This window comes from Motiliproteus sp. SC1-56 (genome assembly GCF_017309075.1).
Taxonomy (GTDB): Bacteria; Pseudomonadota; Gammaproteobacteria; order Pseudomonadales; family Balneatricaceae; genus Motiliproteus.
Genome location: NZ_JAEMGS010000002.1, coordinates 297,752 through 318,539, shown reverse-complemented (window position 1 = coordinate 318,539; position 20,788 = coordinate 297,752). Strand labels below are relative to the sequence as shown.

Here is a 20,788-nt window from a genome sequence, read left to right as displayed (position 1 = left end):
TCGGTAGTGACCGTCATGAGTCTAGCCCAGAGCCCGCCGCTTTGTCGGCACACCGTCTTTGATCCCGAACGTCCGGAGAGAACCGCGCTTAACGGGTATCAGGCATATTGAACAGAAGGAGCTTCGCGCCTGACGCAGTCCGAATGATAGCCAGACTTCCATCCTGGACGGACAAGCCGTCGCCCGTTCCAAGATCCTCCGCGCTGACTGTTAAACTTCCCTTGATAACCCGAAGTCATCGGATACGGCTGCCCCCTATTTGAAGCCCCGCGCGCCAAGTACCAACCCTACGGCGCCAGCGTTGTTCAATTCGCTGGCCGGGGACAACCAGCATCAAAGAGGGGCAGGCGCCCTGATGGTTCCTGCTCCTTGAAGACAGCAAAGCGCTAAACAGCAACCACCCCAGCCCTCACTCAGTGTCATCAAATCGCCTGGCAGGCGAAGCGATTGCCACGGCTCCAGTCACAACAGATTAACGCCCCAGCAGCCCCTTTACGAGCAAGCCTTAATCGGCACAGATGAGGGCTTACGAAGGGGGAGCAGGGACGAATTCCGCAAAACCGGTGTGAACGCAAACAAACGGCACAGCGGCCAAGCGCCGGTCTTTATAATTATAGATTTAACATAATATAGATTATGCGCAGTTATGGATGGAGAGTTTTGGAGGCGCTGGCGCGGCGCTTCGACCTCTCGTCATCCGATACGGTTTTAGAACGTGACGCTACGCGAATTTGGGTCGGGTTTCGGGACCTCAGTTACGCTCCATGCGCACAGCGTCACCAGAAAAAACAACCCACCGCGAACCAAGAGCCGACTATTAAATACAGTCGACTTGCGCCTGCAGACGCTCCCCCGATCCCGGCTTGCGTTGTTGCGCCGTTTCTACGGGTCGCCTGGCGATCATGAGGGCTTGGGATTGGGATTGGGATTGGGATTGGGATTGGGATTGGGATTGGGATTGGGATTGGGATTGGGATTGGGATTGTTACCATTTTGATATCAGATTAACCGAGCACCTCAAGCAACTTCAGCACCGGTTGGTCGAGGTCGCGGTTGATGTGGCCGATCAGTTGGTGCGCAGCTTCTTCCGAGATCAGGCTCTCCAGCTTCCTGCGCGCGGTTTGGATGTCGAGCAGCTTGTTCAGCAGCTCGACGCTTGATGCCATTTCCATAGCCAGCCTCATTTGGCGGCTTTAGGTTCGCCTTTGGCGTTGAACTTGCGAAACCGGTGCTCGCAGCTCGCGTACAGCGCCACCGAGACACACCGTCCGCCCGTGCAGCGCTCTCCGGCCTTTGACTGCTTTATTTGACGTAGGAACGCCCCAGGTAAATTTCGTCGTCCTGGTGCCCTTGTGACGACCCCAGAACGACGATCGCTTGCGGGACAAGCTCTTCAGTGCGGCATCCGTAGACGGCTCGCGCAGCACCTTGCTCAGTCACCGGTGATGGTCAGCATCAGTACCCGATGCGCGGATCAGGCGCTATGAGAACGCCCAGGACGGGATTTCGGCCGGCTCCACCTCAAGGGTGCACCCAGTGGCACGGCATTAGTTCTCACGCCGCTGTCCTGCCGTATGGCGATATCGACACCGCATGCTTGCAGTTCTTTGCGATGGTAATAACGCGTCGCCTTGGGCAGCGTGAACGCAGGTTTTAACCGATCAGTCGCAGTGCATCGGATCGGTCAGCGTTGCTGCGGCAATGCCACCAGTGCTTCACTGCCAGGGTCGCCTGCCCATCCATCCACCTATCTATCATCGATCCAAGCATTTCCGGCCTGCTCCCGGGTTTCTGAATCACGCGTCAGGTAGAAATTGCCATTAAATCAGCACACTAAAAACCAAATCTAACTACGGTTCTAGATTGAGACACCCCGGCTGCGCATCCCAGCCAAGGCGGAGCTGCTCTCCCGCACCAGCTTCGATACCAGCTATTTGACGGGCGCATTAAAGATGGGTTCAGCCCGCAGAGTATCCAGTGAACTGAATCACGAGTACTGATCAAGGAGAAATGCATGCCGATACGGCGATCTCAGTGAATCTATACGTAACAAGGTGTTCACCGAATAGTACGGCGCGGTCAGGCCAGTATGGTGGTGAGGGTGTCTCGGGGGACCCGTTTCGGCCTGCCACCAAGAAGCTGGTTCAGATCATGACCCAGAGCCCAGTGTGCCTTCGATCTTCAATATGACAGCGATTGCAGTAGCAGAAGCCCACAACCGATAAACGCTGAATAGCCCTTCCGAGCCATCCTCGCGGTGGTTGGTGAAACCCGATACGCCCTGCCCTTTGACAATCCGGGATCCGGTCAACAAGAGCGGCTGAACATCCGGGCTTCATCGCACAATTACAGAACCAGTTGTGAGGTGTCGCTAGGTACACACGTGCGCGACCGGCGGGCCCATCCCGCATTATAAAAAGCAGGATGCGCCGCCTGTTCGGGGGTGCTCGTTAACGAGACGCCCATTTTGGCGCCGATAGGATCAAGACGCGGCCTCGGCCTCCTGCACCTGGTTGCGGCCGTTATCTTTCGCTCGGTAGAGCGCTTCGTCGATACGATTAAGGAAGCCATCAACCGGCGTACCGTCGTACTGGGCAATGCCGAAGCTGGCGGTAACCGGCTTGCCGTGTGGGAAAGCGTGCTTTTCGATGGCCTTGCGTAGACGTTCCGCCATCACACGAGCACCGGCAAGATTGGTCATCGGCATCATTACAATGAACTCCTCCCCGCCCCAGCGCACCAGCTGATCCGTCGCCCGCTCGTGCTCGCGCACCAGGCCGACCAGCCCCTTGAGCACTTCGTCACCCGCTTGGTGGCCGAAGGTGTCATTGATCGACTTGAAGTGGTCGATATCAAAGAGCGCTAACGAGAAGCTGGTGCCGTAGCGATTGGCCCGACTCACCTCATCTTGCAAGATCGACTCAAACTTATGTCGGTTAAACGCGCCGGTCAGCCGGTCGGTGGCGGCCTGCAATTCCAACTGGTCGTTCATCGACTCCAGCATGATCTTGTCTTCCGCCATCTGCTGTTCGAACACCGCCTCGCGTTGGGCGACGATAAAGTACGTCAGGATAAACAGGCTCACAAACAGGGTGACGCCGATACCACTGAGCCGCTGGCTCTGCACCTCGTGGGAGAAATCACCGATCACAGCCGCTTTCCAGCCTGCGGCATTGATGTCGATAATGGAGGCCACCGAGGGTCGCCCTTCGAAGGTGACTTCGTCACCATCGCTAAGCTGCTGCGGAAAGATGGCTTCGAACGGCCCCGGCCCTAGGTGGCCAATGCGGGTCAGTTCCTGCTTTCGCGCTTCGGGAAAATTCCAAAGACTCTTAAGCAGCAGGTCTTCACGCCCGGAAATAAAAATCACGCCGTTGGGATCCAGCAGAAACCAGTTTTCAAAGGTTTTGAACTCCCGGTTGCCCTGCGCCAACAGTTTTTTAACGACCGCCACCCCAGCGAGAGTGCGGTTGTCGGTAAACACGGGGTGGCTGACATAGTAGCCTCGGTCGGTGAGGTTGGGCTCGACGGCGAAGTCTCGCCCGACCAGACCGTAGGCCACTGATTCCTGAAAGTAAGGTAAAAAGCCAAAGTTGCTTCCTGCCAGCCCTTCGGCGTTGCTTGAAGCCAGTGGTACGTGCCCGTCGGTTCGCATCAAAAACGCGACGGAGGATTCCAGTACCGAACTCATCTGGTCAAGGATCAGCTTGACCTCGGAATGAGACTGCTCCGGGCTGGTGAACACCTCGGGCACATTGATCGATTTAGCCAGAATATTTGCCGCCAGATCCGCGCGCGCAATTTCATCGCGAATCTGGTTGGAGAGAATCTCCGTGGCGGCCTGGGTCCGCCCCTTGACCGAGTCGATGGCGTTTTCGCCCAGTACCTGGACCCCGTACCAGCCGGCAAACAGTACCAGAAGGAGGCTGATGCCCAACCAAACACCGTATTTGACCCTGTGATCACGGGCAACTTCCCGGGCCGGGCGAAGCGCAGGATCGCCCTCCTCCACGTAGAACACGATATCCAGCCACACCACCAGCGCCACAATGCAAACCACCACAGCGTGAACGATATCGAGTAACTGAGCGCCTTTTTCGGCGGACAGCAACGACCCCAGCGGCGGCCCTATCAGGCTTTGAAAGAGCGCTGTGCTGATCAGCAAAATGGTGATAGCAATGTAGCTTGGGGTGCGGATCCGGGAGTCGCTGCGATATCGGAAGATGGCGGTTACCGCCAGCGTGGAGGCCAGCACCAATACCAGCTCAAGGTAAAAGTTAAAGATTTCTGAATGGCCGACTACAGATAGTAACAGACCAAACCCGACCATCAGCACCCAGGTGCTGGCCAGGGCAAAACGCCGCCCCCTGAGCAGAAACCCCGGCAGGATGGCGAGCAGACAGAGATAAGAGAGCAGCTCAATGCTGTGGGAATAGTGATGTACGTCGCGGGCGTCAGCCCCGTAAAAATGGACGAGGTAATGACTCCAGGCCAGTAACGCCTGAAACAGACCGAACCACACCAGGGGAAACAGAAACGGATTAAGGCGGTCCTTGGAATGGTAGAGCAGGCAACCGCCACTGAAGAACAAGAACAGCAGCCCCTTGATAAAGCTCAGGTAATCCATTTGTCCGTGAAAAAAGTCCAGCATTTACCTTCCCATCATGTTGTCCCTGGACGCCCTCGCCGGCCGTGCCTGACGATGCTGCCGTGTGAAGCGGCGGGCTCGGGAGCGGTGCGCCCGAGCCCCATTGGGTTACTCCGGAGGCCTTTACTCCTCCTTTATGCCCTCGGCTTCAATCGATAACGCCACTTCGTCGCCCACGATGTTGGGCAGGCCCCAGTTAATGTTGAAATCAGAACGTTTGATGTTGGTCGTGGCGTTGAAACCACAGATGGTTTTTTTGTTAAACGGCTGAATACCGCAGGCATGATTTGAAATCACCAGTGTCACAGGCTGGGTAATGCCCTTGATGGTGAGATCGCCCTTGAGCGTTCCACCGTTGTCGGAAAGCGTTGCGCTGGTTGATTTGAAGGTGATGTCGGGAAATTCCACGACGTTGAAAAAGTCCGCCGAGCGCAGGTGGTTGTCGCGTTTTTGATGGGCGGTATCAACCGAGGCGGGATCGACCCGGACATCCACCGTCCCTGTGCCTTTGTCAAAATCCAGGTCCATCGTGCCGGACATGGCGTTGAAACGGCCTGTCAGCTTGGAGAAGCCCATGTGATCGATGGAAAAATGGACAAACGAGTGCGCCGGGTCGATGGTGTAGATGTCCGCATTTGCTGACAGTGGCGCGATCAGCGCACATGCGAGCAGTGTTTTTTTCAACATGTCTAACTCCTGTAAGGTTGTTTCCTGTTTTTATTTCAGAGAATTAGTAGCCGACGTTCCCCGCCGTGCGCCACACAACGGTAAGCGCGCCGACAACCGGAACCAGGCAGTAAAGGGATACCGTCACGAACGCTGCCCGTTCGCTCCACTGTTTAGGCACCGGCAGACGCACCATTTGCGGAACCAGGGCCAGGATCATGAGCGCAGTTATGGGCAGGTTGGCAAATACCGTCGCACCACCGCCGAGGGTGCCAAGCGTGATGGCTGCCGGGGCCGCAAGTCGCTGAGTCAGCCCCGCCCGGGCTTGAACAAGATACCAAAGCGCCAGCGCAGCAAGCCCTGCCCCCAAACCAAGGGCCAGCTGAGCGTAAACGATCGATGCGCCGATGAGCGCGCAGTGCCCCGTCCCGATACTGAGCGCCAGCAGGCTGGCCAGTCTGCCACGGGGGAGCGCCTGCATGGGGCCAAGGCTGTACGCAAGGTAAAGCGAATAAAAGGGCATCCAGCCATATTGGATCGCCCCCTCGACGCCCTGGCGCTGGATAACCGGCCACAACATCCAGAGCGGCAGTGCGATTGCAAACAACCCCAGGAACATTCCCTGGCGCCGCTTTGAAAGTGCGGGCTGCGTAAAAACAACGAAGGCAGCAGCCGCACCGAGAATGAGCTTCGAGGTAGACGTTAGCGGCAATAGCCCCCCGCCAAGGGTAAGCGCGGCTGAGAGCAAAAAGGCAAACAGGACAGCGAAGGCCGCGCGAACAGCAATATTACCCGCGGGTATGGCCGTCACGGTGAGGGCCAATGCCAAGGGCAACACGCCCGACTGAACAGCCGGGTGGTAAAGCAGCTGGGAGAACCACATTAAATCGAACGTCATAACACCAATCGAGTGACTACAGGCTGAAAACCACTGACGAGACACTTCCCGACCGATAGTGGACGATGACCGATAGCGGTATCGATGTCCACGTTAAGATGGCGTACCTTTGATCCAGATTAAAAAAACAATTTATTCAAACACAACAACGCCTTAACCAAACGGGCTTGCCTCAGGCCGTTGGCATGGTTGGGTTGCCTGCAAAGAGGCACGTGAGGATATCAGGTCGCGGCTTCAAAATGCCGGTCCAGCCCCCGCGTTGGTGCAGGTATCGGCTTGCCGGGCGCGTCTATCAGGCCGCAGGTTTGCGGGCTTCGCTGCAGCGGGCTGCAGCCTCCGCGAATGGACGAAATCGTAAGCGTTCGCTACGTTGCGCTGTTTTTAGCAGGCCGGACAGATACTCTAGCAATTGCCCCCGGTCACAACAGCCGCAGCCTAACTGCTTTTAAATCATCATATTAAGACACAAACACAATGCAAATTACGCAGATATAACCCTTCCCCTTTCGGGCACTTGCAGCAGAGGCAAATCCCTAGGACCGCAGAACCAGTACGGAACAGGGTGCGCGGTCGACGACCCGCTGTGAATTGGAGCCGAGCAGAACGTGATCCACCTTGCCGCGATGATGGGCGGTCATGATGATCAGGTCAGCCCCCAATCGCTTTGCCTGCTTGATGATCCGCTCGGCCGGATTACCCTGGTGCACGGACAGGGTCCGGTGAACGTCGGCTGGGATCTTCTCATGGGCGAAATCAATCAGGTGCTGATCCACCGCCTCATGGGCCTTTTTGACATCAGAGCGCTTGAAATAGGACGCCACCAGGGGGGATGAAAAACCGGGAATCACCGTCATCAGGTGGATATCGCCCCCCTCCCGGTCCACCTCACGCAGCCCCAGCGCAATGGCACGGTCCGAAAACTGCGGCTCTTCCAAGTCGACCGGGATAAGAATCTTCTTAAACATGTTTTATCCTTGGCCGGCGCGGCCGGCGGTATCAACCACGCCCGCCGGGCGTGGTTTCAATCTCTCAGGTGGCGGAGGCGGTCTCCGGGGCCGGCTTGCGACGGCGCTGCATCAGCACGATCGGGACCAGCAACAGCAGCGCCGGCACGAACATAAGCTCCTTAGGCGGCTGCTCCACGGGAACCTCGACTTTCTCAATCTCCTGGTCGAAGGCCAGGCCGACCTTCTCCGCCGGACTGTCAAATCCCACCATATCCACCACCACCTTATCGCCGCTATCCAGCAGCTCCAGGCCCGCGTCTGCAACCTGTGCTCTCAGGGTATCCCCCTCGCCCAAGGGCAATAACGCGACAAAACTGCGGGGGTTGCCAACCGCGTCTTCACCGTGAATATGGAGGCGCAGCTCAGAGCCGGCAGGCAGTGCAGCCCCCTCGGCCGACAGCTCCGCGGCCGCCATCGTCTTGTAGGGTGACACCAGCATGTCCATCCAGAATCCGGGACGGAACAGGGAGAACGCGATCAGGAGCAGAAGCGCACTCTCGTACAGCCGGCTGCGGGCGATGAAAAACCCCTGGCTGGCGGCGGTAAACAGCAAAATGGCCGCGGTAGACACGACAAAGACCAAGATCCCCTGCCCCCAGCCCACATCGATCAAAAGCAGGTCGGTGTTAAAGATGAAGAGAAACGGCAGGATCGCCGTACGCAGGCTATAGAAAAAGGCCACGAAACCGGTCCGGATCGGATCTCCCCCGGACACCGCCGCAGCCGCGAACGAGGCCAGCCCTACGGGGGGCGTGACGTCAGCCATGATGCCGAAATAGAACACGAACAGGTGAACGGCGATCAGGGGTACGATCAGCCCGGACTCCTGACCCAGGGTGACGATCACCGGCGCCAGAAGGGAGGAAACCACGATGTAGTTGGCGGTGGTGGGCAGCCCCATCCCCAGGATCAGACTGAGAATCGCAGTGAGGATCAGCATCAGCAGCAGGCTTCCCATGGAGAGGATCTCCACCAGGTCCGCCAGCACCGACCCCACCCCGGTCTGCGACACGGCCCCGACGATGATACCGGCGGTGGCAGTGGCGATGCCGATACCGATCATGTTGCGCGCCCCCAGGATCAGTCCGACCGCCAGGTCGTCGACCCCCTCGCGCAGCAGATCGCCCAGGTCTCCCTGGTTGCGAAAGAAGGCGAACAGCGGCTTTTGGGTCACCAGGATGAACATCATCAGTACGGCGGCCCAGAACGCGGAAAGCCCCGGAGAGAGGCGCTCGACCATCAGGCACCAGACCAGTACCACCACGGGAAGAATAAAGTGCAAGCCGGATTTGACCGTCGGGCCGGTCTCGGGCAACTCCACCACCTCAGAATCTGGGTCGTCCAGCTCCAGGTCGGGGAAACGGGCGGCATAGCGGACCAGCCAGACATAGAGCACGCCGAGCAGCAGCGCAATGACCAGGGCGGCGTAGTCCCCCAGCAGCGGTTTGATCCAGCCGATTCCGTAATAGACGGCGAAGGCGATCGCCGCGGTGACTGCAAAGCCCAGCAACACGCCCATCAGCCGTACCTGCCAGGGGCGGATCACGCCGCGGCGGGGCAGCCCCTGCATTCCCTGCTTGAGCGCTTCCAGGTGGACGATATAGACCAGCGCGATATAGGAGATCAGGGCCGGCAGGAAGGCGTGCTTGATCACCTCCACGTAGGAGAGCCCCACATATTCGACCATCAGGAAGGCCGCCGCCCCCATGACCGGTGGCATGATCTGCCCGTTGACCGAGGAGGCCACCTCCACCGCACCGGACTTTTCGGCGCTGAAACCCACCCGCTTCATCATCGGAATGGTAAAGGTTCCGGTGGTCACCACGTTGGCGATGGACGACCCGGAGATCAGACCGGTCATCCCCGAGGAGACCACCGCCGCCTTGGCGGGGCCGCCGCGCATATGACCCAGCAATGAGAAGGCAACCTTGATGAAGTAGTTACCGGCGCCAGCCTTGTCCAGCAGCGCACCGAAGAGCACGAACAAAAACACGAAACTGGTGGAGACCCCGAGGGCGATGCCGAACACCCCTTCGGTGGTGACCCATTGATGGTTGACCACCTGCTTCAGGGTGGCTCCCTTGTGGGCGATGATGTCCGGCATGTAGGGGCCGGCAAAGGTATAAACCAGAAACACCAGCGCCACGATCACCAAGGGCGGGCCCAGGGCGCGGCGGGTGGCTTCGAGCAGCAATACAACGCCGATACAGGCCACGACCATATCCTGAACGATCGGGGCCCCGGGGCGCCCGGACAGGTCCTCGTAGAAGATAAACAGATACGCGGCGGCAAAGGCGCCCAGCAGCGCCATGGTCATGTCGGCGAAGGGAACCCGCTCGCGGGGGGAGCCGCCGAACGCCGGGTAGGCCATAAAGGCCAGGAAGACCGCGAACGCCAGGTGGATGGAGCGGGCCTCGGTGTCGTTAAACACACCGAAACTGCCGACCAGCGGCCAGTCGTAAAAAGGGAGCGGGGATGCTATCCAGAGCTGGAACAGGGACCAGCTGAGCGCGACCCCCAAAAGGATGAGGCGCTGTATTCCCTCGGGAACCCGGGCGCCGCTGTCGGTGGACGCCACCAGGTCCTGCAACTCGGCCTCGTCCAGCTTGCCGTCTTGGGTAGGCTTGAAGTCGTTCATAACTCTCTCCGGTCCTGTAACCCGGGCGCTGCAGCCCTGCAGACAGCGATTGCCGCGAAGGCGGAAGCGGATTCGCCCGAACCGAGTAAGCGACCGCCCTCCATCAAGCAAGGAGGCGCGGCCGCTGAGAGCGGCCGAAGCCGCCGCGGGGTGGGAGGATTACATCCAGCCGCGTTCTTTGTAATAACGTTCAGCGCCCTCATGCAGCGGGGCTGAGAGGTTGTCCTTGATCATCTTGGCAGGATCAAGATTGGCAAAGGCCGGGTGCAGGCGCTTAAAGCGGTCAAAGTTGTCAAATACGGCTTTGACCACCTGGTAGATGGTCTCGGAATCGGTCTTGGTGGAGGAGACGAACGTGGCCCCCACACCGAAGGTCTCGGTATCCGCATCGCTGCCGTTGTACATGCCGCCGGGAATGGTGGCGCTCGCGTAGAAATCGTTTTCAGCCACCAGCTTATCGATGGCCGGACCGCTCACCGGGACCAGCACCGCCTCGCAGGAGGTGGTGGCCTCTTTGATGGAGCCGTTGGGGTGGCCGACCGCGTACACGATGGCATCCACCTTGTTGTCACAAAGCGCCTGGGACTGCTCGGCGGCCTTGAGCTCGGACGCCAGTTTGAAGTCGTCCATGGTCCAGCCCTTGGCAGCCATCACGACTTCCAGGGTGCCGCGTTGGCCGGAGCCGGGGTTGCCCACGTTGACCCGCTTGCCCTTGAGGTCATCAAAGGTTTTGATGCCGGAATCTGCCCGCGCGACAACAGTGAAGGGCTCGGGATGCACGGAGAAAACCGCGCGCAGCTCCTTGTTGGCGCCCTGCTCTTCAAACTTGCTGGTGCCGTTGTAGGCATGATATTGCCAGTCGGACTGGGCAACCCCCATGTTCTGACCACCTTCACGGATGGCGTTGAGGTTGGCTACGGAGCCGCCGGTGGAAGGCGCCGTGCACTTGATCCCGTGCTCGTCCGACCCCCGGTTCACCAGCCGGCAAATAGACTGGCCGACGACGTAGTAGACGCCGGTCTGGCCGCCGGTGCCGATGGTGACGAACGACTGTTCAGCCGCAACTGCCGCACCGCTCTGAATCCCGATCGCCAGGCCGGCGGCGGCCAGGGAGCTTGTAAAAAGTTTCTTCAGTTTCATCAGGGGTGATCCTCGTTCTTGTTGTGTTAACCGGGAGGGTTAGTTGCAGCGTATCCTGCTGCGCTTCCCTATTAAGATAGCCCTAAAGGCCAATCACCGAGAGGCAAGGCCGCAGGAGACGCGACTGCCTCCTGCTTCACTTGGACCTTGAATTCGCAACGAATCCTTTCGCGTGATTACACATCCTCCTGCGCCAATATAGTCAACCCAGCGGTTAACGTTGCCCCATCTGGGCAATCATTCGGTTGACCGCCTCCAGGTGTTCGGGCTCGTTGTGGCACATCCCCTGGAAGCAGGCGCACAGGTCCAGGAACTCCTTGAGCTCCATTTTTTGCGCCATTTTCATCAGCCGCTTGGTCAGGCGTGTGGCCTTGGGAGGCTGGGCCGCCATCCGCGCGGCCAGCGCCATCGTTCTGGACATCAACGCCTCAGGGGCGGTCACCTCCATGACGATCCCCAGCTCCTGCGCCTCGCCGGCATCGATCACCCGCCCGGTCAGGGTCAGTTCAAAGGCACGCTGGTAGCCGATCAGGCGTTGCATCAGCCAGGCCCCGCCGTCACCGGGAATGATGCCCAGGTTAAGGAAGGTCTCGCCAAACTTTGCCTTGCTTGAGGCAATCCGTATGTCCGCCATGTTGGCCAAGTCGAACCCGGCGCCGATAGCCGGGCCGTTGACCGCCGCGATAATAGGGACCTCCACCCCCTGCAGCGCCAGGGGGATCCGCTGGATACCGCGGCGGTACCGGTCGGCGCACTCGGCCACATCGCCGGCAAAATCGCCCCCACGCTCCGCCATGTCATGAATGTTGCCTCCGGCGCTGAAGGCGGAGCCGGCACCGGTAATCACCAGCACCGACACCTCGTCGCAATGGTTGACCCACTCGGCGACGGCGACGATATCCTCAATAAGGTTGGAGCCGGTGAGGGCGTTTCGCAGATCGTGGCGATTGAGGGTCAGGGTCGCGACGCGCTCCTCCAGGTTGAGCAACGCATCTTTCAGGTGCGGCTGTTGCAGCATGTTCACTCTCCTTGGTCAACGATGACGCGGGCATCGACCACCGCGTAACCGTCGTTGTAGGCGATCACCGGGTTGAGATCCAGTTCGGCGATCTCCGGGTGGGCTTCGACGATGGCCGATATGTTCAGCAACAACGCCACCAACGCCTCCTTGTCCACGGGCGGTTCTCCGCGCGCCCCCTCCAGAATCTTGCGCGCCTTGATCTGCTCGACCATGGAGCGGGCATCGTCCCGGCTCAAGGGCACGGCACGGAAAGCAACATCCTTCAGGATTTCAACGAAAATTCCCCCGAGGCCGAACATCAGGACCGGTCCAAAGATCGGGTCACGGCTCGTGCCGATGATCACTTCCGTGCCCTTGCGCGCCATCGGCGTCACCAGTACGCCTTCGATTTCGGCATCGGCCTTGTAGACCTTGCAGGACGCCAGTATGGCTTCGCGCGCTGCGCGGAGGGCATCAGCCCCCACCAAATTCAGTTTCACGCCGCCGGCATCGGACTTGTGCAGAATATCCTTGGAAACCACTTTCATCGCCAGGGGGGTATCACCGAACTCGGCCGCCTGGTCGATCTCGTCCGCCGAGCGCAGGATCAACTCCTTGGGCACATCAACGCCGTAGGTGCGCAGCAATTGCTTGGCTTCAAACTCGAAAAGGTCCCGCTTTTCCTTGCGGGCGGTGGTAAAACAGGCCTGCATGTCTGCGTCGACACTGATCGCCCTCGCCTGCTCTTCGCCCTGACGACGGGCGATGTAGCCGCCCCGCTCGGCCAGCGCCTTGAGCACCTGGACCCCGTGTTCAATGGAGTCGGTGACCGGCAGGCCGGCAGCGCGCATGCGCAGCAGCGGCTCGGGTTTGGCCGGTGTGTAGAGGCTGAAAACCACCAGTGGCTTGCCCATCCGCCCGGCCACGTCGGCCATGCCGTCGGCCGCACGCAGCTCCGCCTCGGTCAGTTCCTTGGCAAAGCGCAGCGCATAGCCGCCGAACATCCCCACCAGAAAGACCATGTCGACGTTTGGATCAGCAGCCAGGATTTCCAGGCACTGGATGAAAAGTTCCGGGTTGGCGTCCGTACTACCGGCCACGTCCACGGGGTTAACCAGGGATGCCTGTGCAAAGAGGATCTCACCAAGGGCGGCACGGGTGGCATCGCTCAGCTCCGCCAGTTCCATTCCCGCCTCGCTCAAGCGGTCGGAGGCGATGGTCGCCTGTCCGCCGCCGTCGGAGAGAATCACCACCCGTTTGCCGGCGGCCTGCTGCATCAGCGCAAGCCCTTCCGCGACCGGCAGAATTTCATCGGATTGCTCGACCACGTTCACCCCGGCCTGGCGCAGCAGGTCGGCGGTCATGGCATAACTACCAGCAAGCGACCCGGTATGAGAGGCAGCCGCCTTCTGCCCGGCCTCGGTGCTGCCCGATTTATAGACAACCACCGGCTTGGTCAACGCCACCTCGCGGGCCGTGTCCAGGAACTGGCGGCCGTCTTTAAAGCCTTCGACATAGAAGGTGGCCACCCGGGTGTTGGCCTCCTCCCCCAGGTACCGCAGGTAATCGGCAAAGCCGATATCGGTCTGGTTGCCGGGGCCCACGTAAGTGCTGAAGCCGATATTGCCGTGGGCCTGGGCCTCCAGGGCCAGTGCCAGCAGCATGTTACCGGACTGGGAGATAATGCCGATATCGCCGGGTTTGACTCCCTGCAGGGCCAGCAGGTCCACCTTCTGATGCAGGTTAAACATGCCCGACGTATTGGGGCCAACGACGCGCACGTTCGCCTCCTGGGCAGCGGCCAGCACCTCCGCCTCCAGCTTCGCCCCCGCCGCACCGGTCTCGCCGAAACCGCTGGCGAGGATCACCGCGCCCTTGACGCCCACCCTGCCGCACTCGCGCAGCAGGCCGGGGATGGAGCTGGCCGGGGTGCACATCAACGCAAGATCTGCGCCTTTGGGAAGGTCACTCAGCGAGGGGTACGCCTTGAGCCCCAGGATCTCGCTGGCCTTGGGGTTGATCGGGTAGATTTCACCTGCAAATCCCCCCTCCTGCAGACCGACGATCGCCTTGTAGCCGCGTTTGGTGGGGTCGGCCGAGGCGCCGACGATGGCGATGCTGTTGGGAGCGAGAAACCCGTGCAGTGCGCTCTTTTGCTGGGAAGCGGTCATGTCAGCAGCCCTTGAAGTTAGGTGAACGTTTTTCGGCGAAGGCGGCGACGCCCTCTTTCCAGTCCTCGGTGGTGGTGCACATGAACAGGCCGTCCAGCTCCCGGGTCAGCTGGGCATCGATAGTGGACTCGTCGGACGTGTTGAGCAGTTTCTTGGCCAGGGCCATGGAGATCGGCGCCTTGGTGGAGAGCTTTGCGATAAAGGCTTGAGCCTCCTCCTGCAATGCCTCGTCCGCCACGGCCCGGGTCACCAGCCCGATACGGGCAGCCTCGGTACCGTTGATGCGCTCACCCAGGAACATGAGTTCGCGGGCCTTGGGCAGCCCCACCAGGCGAGGCAGAAAACGGGTCACGCCGCCGCCGACGAAGGTACCAATGCTCACTTCGGGAAAGCCCAGCTGAGCGCCTTCAGCCATCAGCACGAAATCGCACGAGCAGGCCATTTCAGCCCCGGCGCCCAGCGCGTAGCCGTTGACCGCAGCGACCACCGGCTTGTTTAGGCGGAAGATGGTCTCGCAGGCATCGTTACCGAGCTGCAGGTACTGGCGGCGCTGGTAGGGAGTACGCTCACCGGCGGCGTGCTCCTTGAGGTCAGCCCCCACGCAGAAGGCCCGGCCTTCCCCCGTGAGCAGTACCGCGCGCACCTCGGGGTCCGCCTCCGCCTGCCTGAGCGCGGCAATCAGCTCCCGGTAAAACTGCTCGACCACCGCGTTCAGGCGGTGCGGCCGGTTAAAGCGGATCTCCGCATGCGCAGCATGCTTGTTGTAAATCACGGTATCGAAACTTAAGGCGCTCATGGCTGTGTCCTGTGTGTGATTAGCCGGAGCGGTGACCGCACAACACCTCTCCAAAGTTCATTTGTATTTTCTGGCAGGCAATATAAAACACATCTGTACCACGTCAATACATTTGTACTGTTTTTTGTGTTTTGTGATTTTTTTGTTTCTTCCTGTAAACTGGGCCCGCCAGCGACACGCCATCCCAGGGACCGCCCCATGCCGCCAAACAAGAAGAAAAAACTCTCCGCCGAAGACACCCTCAAACAGCTTTCGGCCCTTTATCCCGAGCTGACGCCTCAGCTCAAGAAGGCGGCAGATTTCGTGATGGAAAGGCCGGTGGATATCGCCTTGCTGTCGATCCGCAAGAGCGCCGAGGCGGCCGGCACCACCCCGTCGACGCTGACCCGGCTGGCCAATACCCTGGGGTTTGAGCGTTACGGCGCGTTTCGGAAAATTTTCCGCCAGGAGATGCACTCAAAGGCGCCGAGCACTTTCGGAAACCGGGCTCAAACCCTTCAGGAGATGGCCAGCGCCGATCCGGCCAACAAGGTTTTTTTCGATTTTGCCGGCGCCGCCTACCGCAATCTGGATGGCCTGTTCCAGGAGGAGACCCTCGACAAGCTGCGCCAGGCCGCACCGCTGATTACCCAGTCGCCCAACGTGTTTATTCTAGGCTACCGAGACACCTTCGCCTGCGCCCACCACTTCGCTTACGTCGGCCGTATTGCCTTTCCCCACCTGCGGCTGATCCGGGGCCAGGAGGGTTCTTTGATCAGCGAACTGACCGCAATAGGGAAAGACGATGTCCTGGTGGCGTTTGCCTTTGATCCCTACAGCAGCGAGACCGTCCACGCCGCCCAGATTGCCCGCGAGGCAGGCGCCAAGCTGATCGCCATCACCGACAGCCTTCGCTCACCGCTGGCCGCAGGGGCCGAGATCACCTTCACCGTTGAAAACGAAACGCCGCATTTTTTCCCCACCATCCTGGCCTCGATCGCGCTGGTCGAAGCCCTGCTGGCCGAGTGCATCACCACCGGAGGGCCGCAGATGATCAAGAATATTGAGAATTTTGAGAACACCCTGCGCCGGCTTGGGGGCTACTACGCCCCTTGACGCCGACGAGGGCTTCACCACGCGGAAGCGGCCTTTCGAGGGCCTGCAGTCTGGGCGGCTCAGGTACGGCGGGGAACGCAACAGCGCGCAGCGCCAAGCCCCGATCTCACAGCGCCCGCTGACCGCATGGTGGGCGGCAGCGGTGTGTCAATCGCTGTCGGCCATCAGCCGCAGCGCGATGCCCGCCGCCGAGGTGCGGTTTTCCACCCCCAGCTTGGGGAAGATCTGCTCCAGGTGCTTGTTCACGGTGCGGGGGCTCATGGCCAGGATCTCCGAGGCCTCGCGGTTGGTCTTGCCGTTGGCGATCCAGAAAAGCACTTCCGATTCCCGTTCGGTCAGCGCCAACTGCTGGCGCAAAAGGGCCGCGCCCCCCGGGCGCTCCCCGTCCAGCAGCTTGAGCAACTGCTCGCCATTGGGCAGGTGTTCGACCAGCTTGACCGTCAACGGGTAATCCAGTTGTGACAGCGCCAGTTTCTGTCCCAGCTCCGGCTGGTGGGCGAACCAGCGCACCAGCTGCGGCGCCAGGGCCTGTTGCAGCCACTGCTCGTCGGCCCGGGCCCGGGCCAGCAGCGCGTAGGCCTGGGGCGTTGCCCAGAGCAGTTCGCCGCGGACGTTGACGGTCAGCAGGTGCTGGCCGGTGCTGTCCAACGCCGACTGGGCGCTGCGGGTCAGGCGGGCGTTGCTCAGATGCACTTTCATCCGTGCCAGCAGCTCGTCGGGTCTGATCGGCTTGGTGAGGTAGTCGACACCGCCGACCTCAAGGCCGCGGACCACGTCCTCGGTGTCGGCAAGACCGGTCATGAAAATCACCGGTATCGATGCCAGCGACGGATCCGCCTTCAGCGCGCTGCAGGTTTCAAAGCCGTTCATTACCGGCATCAGGGCATCCAGCAGAATGATATCCGGACGAATCCTGCGCGCGATGGTCAGCGCCTGTTTGCCCTCCAGCGCCACCAGCACGTCCATGCCGGCCCGTTCCAGGGTGTCGTTGATCAGGCTGAGCGCATCGGCGGAATCGTCCACCACCAGAACCGTATCTGAGGCTGCGGGCATCATCATGAACCGGGGTCCTCCAGGCAAAGCGCCAGTTGCTCCAATTGAAACTGCTCACTGAGCTGTTCCAGGCGCTGTTGGGTCTCGGGGGGAAGCAGTGCAGCGGCCGCCAACTGCGCCAACACGTTGCGCACCCCCTTGCGGTAGCCCATTTCGGCATAGGCCCTGAGTTCGCGTACCAGGGCGTGATCCGGTATCGACGGCGCCCCCGCGGGAACCGCGAAGTCGGTATGCGGCATTGAGGGATGGTCAGCGGGAGGGCTGTCGGTAGACTGCTGGTAGGTCCAGCGCAGCTGCAGGTGGCTAGCAAGCTTGTCCAGCAGTACCTGGTTGGCCACCGGCTTGACCAGGTAGTCATCGAAGGCCGCCTGGTCTTCGGGGTGGCGGTCCGCCTCCTGGGCATCGGCGGAGAGCATCAGAATCGGTGCCCCGACGCCTCGCTTGCGCAGCGCTCGTGCCAGCTCAAGCCCGCTCATGCCTGGCATGGACACATCCAGCACGAACAGGTCGGGCGTAGCGCTCTCCAGCATCCGCAGGCAGGCGGCGGCATCGGGCGCCTCCAGGATGATAAACCCCAACGGGGTCAGCAGCTCCGCCAGCATGCCCCGCAGCACCGGATCGTCATCCACCAGGCACAGCGTCCGCTGGTAACCTTCGTAACCCACCGCCCGCTGGGGCGCCAACTCGCCCGCCTCGGCGTCGCTGATCCAGGGCAGCATCAGGCTGACGCGAAAGCAGCTCCCCTCCCCCGGGGTGCTCGTCACCTGAAGGTCGCCGCCCATGATTTCGGTGAGAAGCTTAACGATGGTCAGCCCCAGGCCAGTCCCCGGGAGGTGGCTGCTGTGAGCGGTGCGTACCCGCTCGAAGGGGTCGAAGATCCGCTTCAGGGCCTCCTCGTCGATTCCCATGCCGCTGTCTTTGACCACGAACTCCGCCACCTGATTGCGGTAGAACACCTCCAGCTCCACCGAACCGCGCGCAGTGTACTTGACGGCATTGGAGAGCAGGTTGATCAGAATCTGCCGCAACCGTTTCTCGTCGGCGATCACCCGGTCCGGCAGTGCACTGTAAATCCGGCAGTCCAGGCGCAACCCCTTTTCGAGCGCCTGCATTCGGAACATCGCCACCAGTTCGTCGATCAGCTGCGGCAGTTTGACCCGGTTGCGGTAGAGATCGAGCCGCCCGGCCTCGATCTTAGAGATATCCAGCAACCCCTCGATCAGGTCCGCCAGATACTGGCCGCTGCGCTGAATAATCGCCAGTCCTCGCTTGTGATCCTCGGGCACATCCCCCCGCTCGGCGAGGAGTTGCGCATAGCCCAGCACGGATTGCAGCGGTGTGCGCAGCTCGTGACTGATGCCTGAGAGGTAGCGGCTCTTGGCCGCATTGGCCCGTTCGGCCAGCTCCTTGGCGGCCTGCAGCTCCTGGTCGGTTTGCTTGTGGGCTTCGATTTCGCGGGTCAGTTTCAGGGTCTGGCGATTGGACTCTTCCTGGGCCACGACCCGGCTTTCGTGCGCCAACAGAAACAGCCAGCAGACCACCCCGGTGACAATCAGCAAGGTGAAAAACAGGGTCACCAGCGCCTGCTGCAGCAGCAGCGCCTCAGATACCGAGGCCGGCTGCATGTGCTGGTAGATTAACGCCAGTAGCGCAGCGTTGAGGGTGTTGATCACGACCAGGAGAACGGCAAAACGCCCCAGTCGGGCGTTGACCCAGGCCACCAGCGGCCGGGGCAAAAACAGGTTGAGAAAGGTTTTGACCTGCTGCGACAGGCGCGCGTGGGGCTTGCAACTCTCGAGGCACCGGGCGTCCAGAGAACAACACAACGAGCAGATCGGCTGCTGGTAGGCGGCGCAGAAACTCATGTCCTCCAGCTCAAAGGGGTTCTCGCAGATCGCACAGTGAAGCCGCCGAAGGGGGCTTTGCGACTGGTCCCGGGCGGCCGTGTTGGTTTCCCCCCAGCCTTCTCCTTGGCCGTCGCTATTGTCCCCTCCTTGCTGCGCCAGCAGCGGCACCAGTTCCGGCGACTGCCGGGCCAGGTAGTAGCGCCCCTCTGTGACCCAGGCAATCAGCGGCACCGCAACGAAGCAGGTGAGAAGGCTGACAAAGTGGCTGAGGGTGCGCGCCACCTCGCCGAATACCCCCAGGTAACTGAGCAGCCCCAGCGCGGTGGCCAGCACCATGGCGCCGGTGCCCACGGGGTTGATGTCGTACAGGTGCCCCCGTTTAAACTCGATATGGGCAGGGCTCAATCCCAGCGGCTTGTTGATCAGCAGGTCCGCGGCGAGCGAGGCCAGCCAGCTCACCGCCACGATGGCAAACACCCCCAGCACCGCCTCCAGCGCCTGGTAGATGCCCAGTTCCATCAGCAGCAGGGCGATGGTGACGTTGAACACCAGCCACACCACCCGCCCCGGGTGGCTGTGGGTGACGCGGCAAAAGAAATTCGACCAGGCGATTGAGCCGGCGTAGGCGTTGGTTACGTTGATCTTCATCTGCGACAGGATCACCATCAACGCCGCCAGAACCAGCGCCACCTGAGGTGACTGGGTGAGGTAGGTGAACACACGCTGGTACATATGGGTCGGGTCAATCGCCTGGCTGTAGACCAGCCCGTCGCTGATGGCGAGGTAGGCGAGGTATGAGCCCAGCAGCATTTTGATCAGTCCCACCAGCACCCAACCGGGACCGGCCAGCACCAGCCAGAACCACCAGCGCCGCTTGTTCTCCTCGGTTTTCGGCGGCATAAAGCGCAGGTAATCCACCTGCTCGCCGATCTGCGCCACCAGGGCGAAAAAGACCGAGGCAGCGGCGCCGAACAGCAGAATATTGAAGCTCCCCGCCCCCTCCACCAGGGGCGGTGTATATCCGCGCCACTCCTCCAGACGGTCGAATTCATACCCCACCACCACGGCCAGCGCCGCACACTGCAGTGCCAACCAGATCACCTGGGTTCCCACCTGGAAACGGCTGATGGCGGCGATGCCGTGGGTCACGATGGGGATCACCGCTACCGCGCAGAGAAAGTAGCCGACCGACAGCGGAATGCCGAACAACGCTTGCAGCGCCGAGGCCAGAATCGCCGCCTCGATGGCGAAAAAGATAAAGGTGAAGGAAGCGTAAATCAGCGAGGTGATGGTGGAGCCGAGGTAACCGAAACCGGCGCCGCGGGTCAGCAGATCGATATCCAGGCCGTACTTGGCGGAATAGTAGGTAATGGGAAAGCCGGTGACAAAAAACACCGCACACACCACCAGCATGGCGATCACGGTATTGATAAAGCCGTAGTTCAGGGTGACCGCCGCGGCCAGCCCCTCCAGGGCCAGAAACGCCGTGGCCCCCAGGGCCGTCTGCGCCACCCGTTCAATGCTCATGCGCCGACCGCTGCGGGCGGTAAAGCGCAGGGCAAAATCTTCCAGCGTCTGGTTGGCCACCCATTTGTTGTAGCGGCGGCGCACCTTGAACACTTTCTGGGAAGCGGGCATCGGCTCGGCCTTGTTTAGAACCCGGCGTTCGGTGTGGCACCAACGCGGTGCAGCACCCTCCTGAAACGGCTCGGCAATGCACTGTTGCGGCGCAAAATAATTGGGTAGCGCCATCAATAGCGGCAAATTACCGACATGCTTGCAGGCTGCGTGCCAGCTTTCGCTGTTCCCTCTTCGGCCCCTGTGAACGG

Annotated in this window: 15 protein-coding genes; 1 reads left to right on the top strand and 14 read right to left on the bottom strand. The window is 60.8% G+C overall.

The window, feature by feature from the left end; translation table 11 throughout:
* Positions 1-88 precede the first annotated feature (88 nt).
* The 12 genes from JGZ97_RS18445 to JGZ97_RS03295 all read right to left on the bottom strand — a co-directional run bounded on the left by JGZ97_RS18445 (position 89) and on the right by JGZ97_RS03295 (position 14,964).
* A complete protein-coding gene (locus tag JGZ97_RS18445; protein WP_207061249.1) occupies positions 89-226 on the bottom strand; it encodes a hypothetical protein in 138 nt (45 codons plus the stop codon).
* A 778-nt stretch (positions 227-1,004) separates the two neighbouring features.
* Positions 1,005-1,172 (bottom strand): hypothetical protein, encoded by a 168-nt coding sequence (locus JGZ97_RS03345; protein ID WP_207061176.1) that lies wholly within the window; start codon positions 1,170-1,172, stop codon positions 1,005-1,007.
* A 302-nt stretch (positions 1,173-1,474) separates the two neighbouring features.
* Entirely contained in the window at positions 1,475-1,639 is a 165-nt protein-coding gene (locus tag JGZ97_RS18440; protein WP_370583991.1) for a phage/plasmid replication protein, read from the bottom strand.
* Between the two features lie 843 nt (positions 1,640-2,482).
* Positions 2,483-4,651 (bottom strand): sensor domain-containing diguanylate cyclase, encoded by a 2,169-nt coding sequence (locus JGZ97_RS03335; RefSeq protein ID WP_207061175.1) that lies wholly within the window; start codon positions 4,649-4,651, stop codon positions 2,483-2,485.
* Positions 4,652-4,771: 120 nt separating this feature from the next.
* On the bottom strand, positions 4,772-5,335 hold the full coding sequence (locus JGZ97_RS03330; RefSeq protein WP_207061174.1) for a YceI family protein: 564 nt from the start codon (positions 5,333-5,335) through the stop codon (positions 4,772-4,774).
* Between the two features lie 43 nt (positions 5,336-5,378).
* On the bottom strand, positions 5,379-6,212 hold the full coding sequence (locus JGZ97_RS03325) for a hypothetical protein (RefSeq protein WP_207061173.1): 834 nt from the start codon (positions 6,210-6,212) through the stop codon (positions 5,379-5,381).
* A 533-nt stretch (positions 6,213-6,745) separates the two neighbouring features.
* On the bottom strand, positions 6,746-7,177 hold the full coding sequence (locus JGZ97_RS03320) for a universal stress protein (RefSeq protein ID WP_207061172.1): 432 nt from the start codon (positions 7,175-7,177) through the stop codon (positions 6,746-6,748).
* A 64-nt stretch (positions 7,178-7,241) separates the two neighbouring features.
* Positions 7,242-9,857 (bottom strand): TRAP transporter permease, encoded by a 2,616-nt coding sequence (locus JGZ97_RS03315; RefSeq protein WP_207061171.1) that lies wholly within the window; start codon positions 9,855-9,857, stop codon positions 7,242-7,244.
* A 159-nt stretch (positions 9,858-10,016) separates the two neighbouring features.
* Positions 10,017-10,997, bottom strand: a complete 981-nt coding sequence (locus tag JGZ97_RS03310) for a TAXI family TRAP transporter solute-binding subunit (RefSeq protein WP_207061170.1) — start codon at positions 10,995-10,997, stop codon at positions 10,017-10,019.
* 214 nt (positions 10,998-11,211) lie between these two features.
* Complete coding sequence (locus JGZ97_RS03305) at positions 11,212-12,015, bottom strand: enoyl-CoA hydratase-related protein (protein ID WP_207061169.1); 804 nt, start codon at positions 12,013-12,015, stop codon at positions 11,212-11,214.
* 2 nt (positions 12,016-12,017) lie between these two features.
* Positions 12,018-14,168, bottom strand: coding sequence for an acetate--CoA ligase family protein (locus JGZ97_RS03300; protein ID WP_207061168.1), 2,151 nt, complete (start codon positions 14,166-14,168; stop codon positions 12,018-12,020).
* 1 nt (position 14,169) lies between these two features.
* Complete coding sequence (locus tag JGZ97_RS03295; protein WP_207061167.1) at positions 14,170-14,964, bottom strand: enoyl-CoA hydratase/isomerase family protein; 795 nt, start codon at positions 14,962-14,964, stop codon at positions 14,170-14,172.
* 198 nt (positions 14,965-15,162) lie between these two features.
* Between JGZ97_RS03295 and JGZ97_RS03290 the strand changes: the two genes are divergently transcribed.
* The gene (locus JGZ97_RS03290; protein ID WP_207061166.1) at positions 15,163-16,059 is read left to right on the top strand and encodes a MurR/RpiR family transcriptional regulator; all 897 of its coding nucleotides are present in this window, start codon (positions 15,163-15,165) and stop codon (positions 16,057-16,059) included.
* Between the two features lie 147 nt (positions 16,060-16,206).
* On the opposite strand, the gene JGZ97_RS03285 is transcribed toward JGZ97_RS03290, so the two are convergent.
* Positions 16,207-17,118, bottom strand: coding sequence for a response regulator transcription factor (locus JGZ97_RS03285; RefSeq protein ID WP_207061165.1), 912 nt, complete (start codon positions 17,116-17,118; stop codon positions 16,207-16,209).
* Positions 17,115-20,597: an ATP-binding protein gene (locus JGZ97_RS03280; protein WP_207061247.1), complete on the bottom strand. Its 3,483-nt coding sequence runs from the start codon at positions 20,595-20,597 to the stop codon at positions 17,115-17,117. The genes JGZ97_RS03285 and JGZ97_RS03280 overlap by 4 nt, the downstream gene beginning before the upstream one ends.
* Positions 20,598-20,788 lie beyond the last annotated feature (191 nt).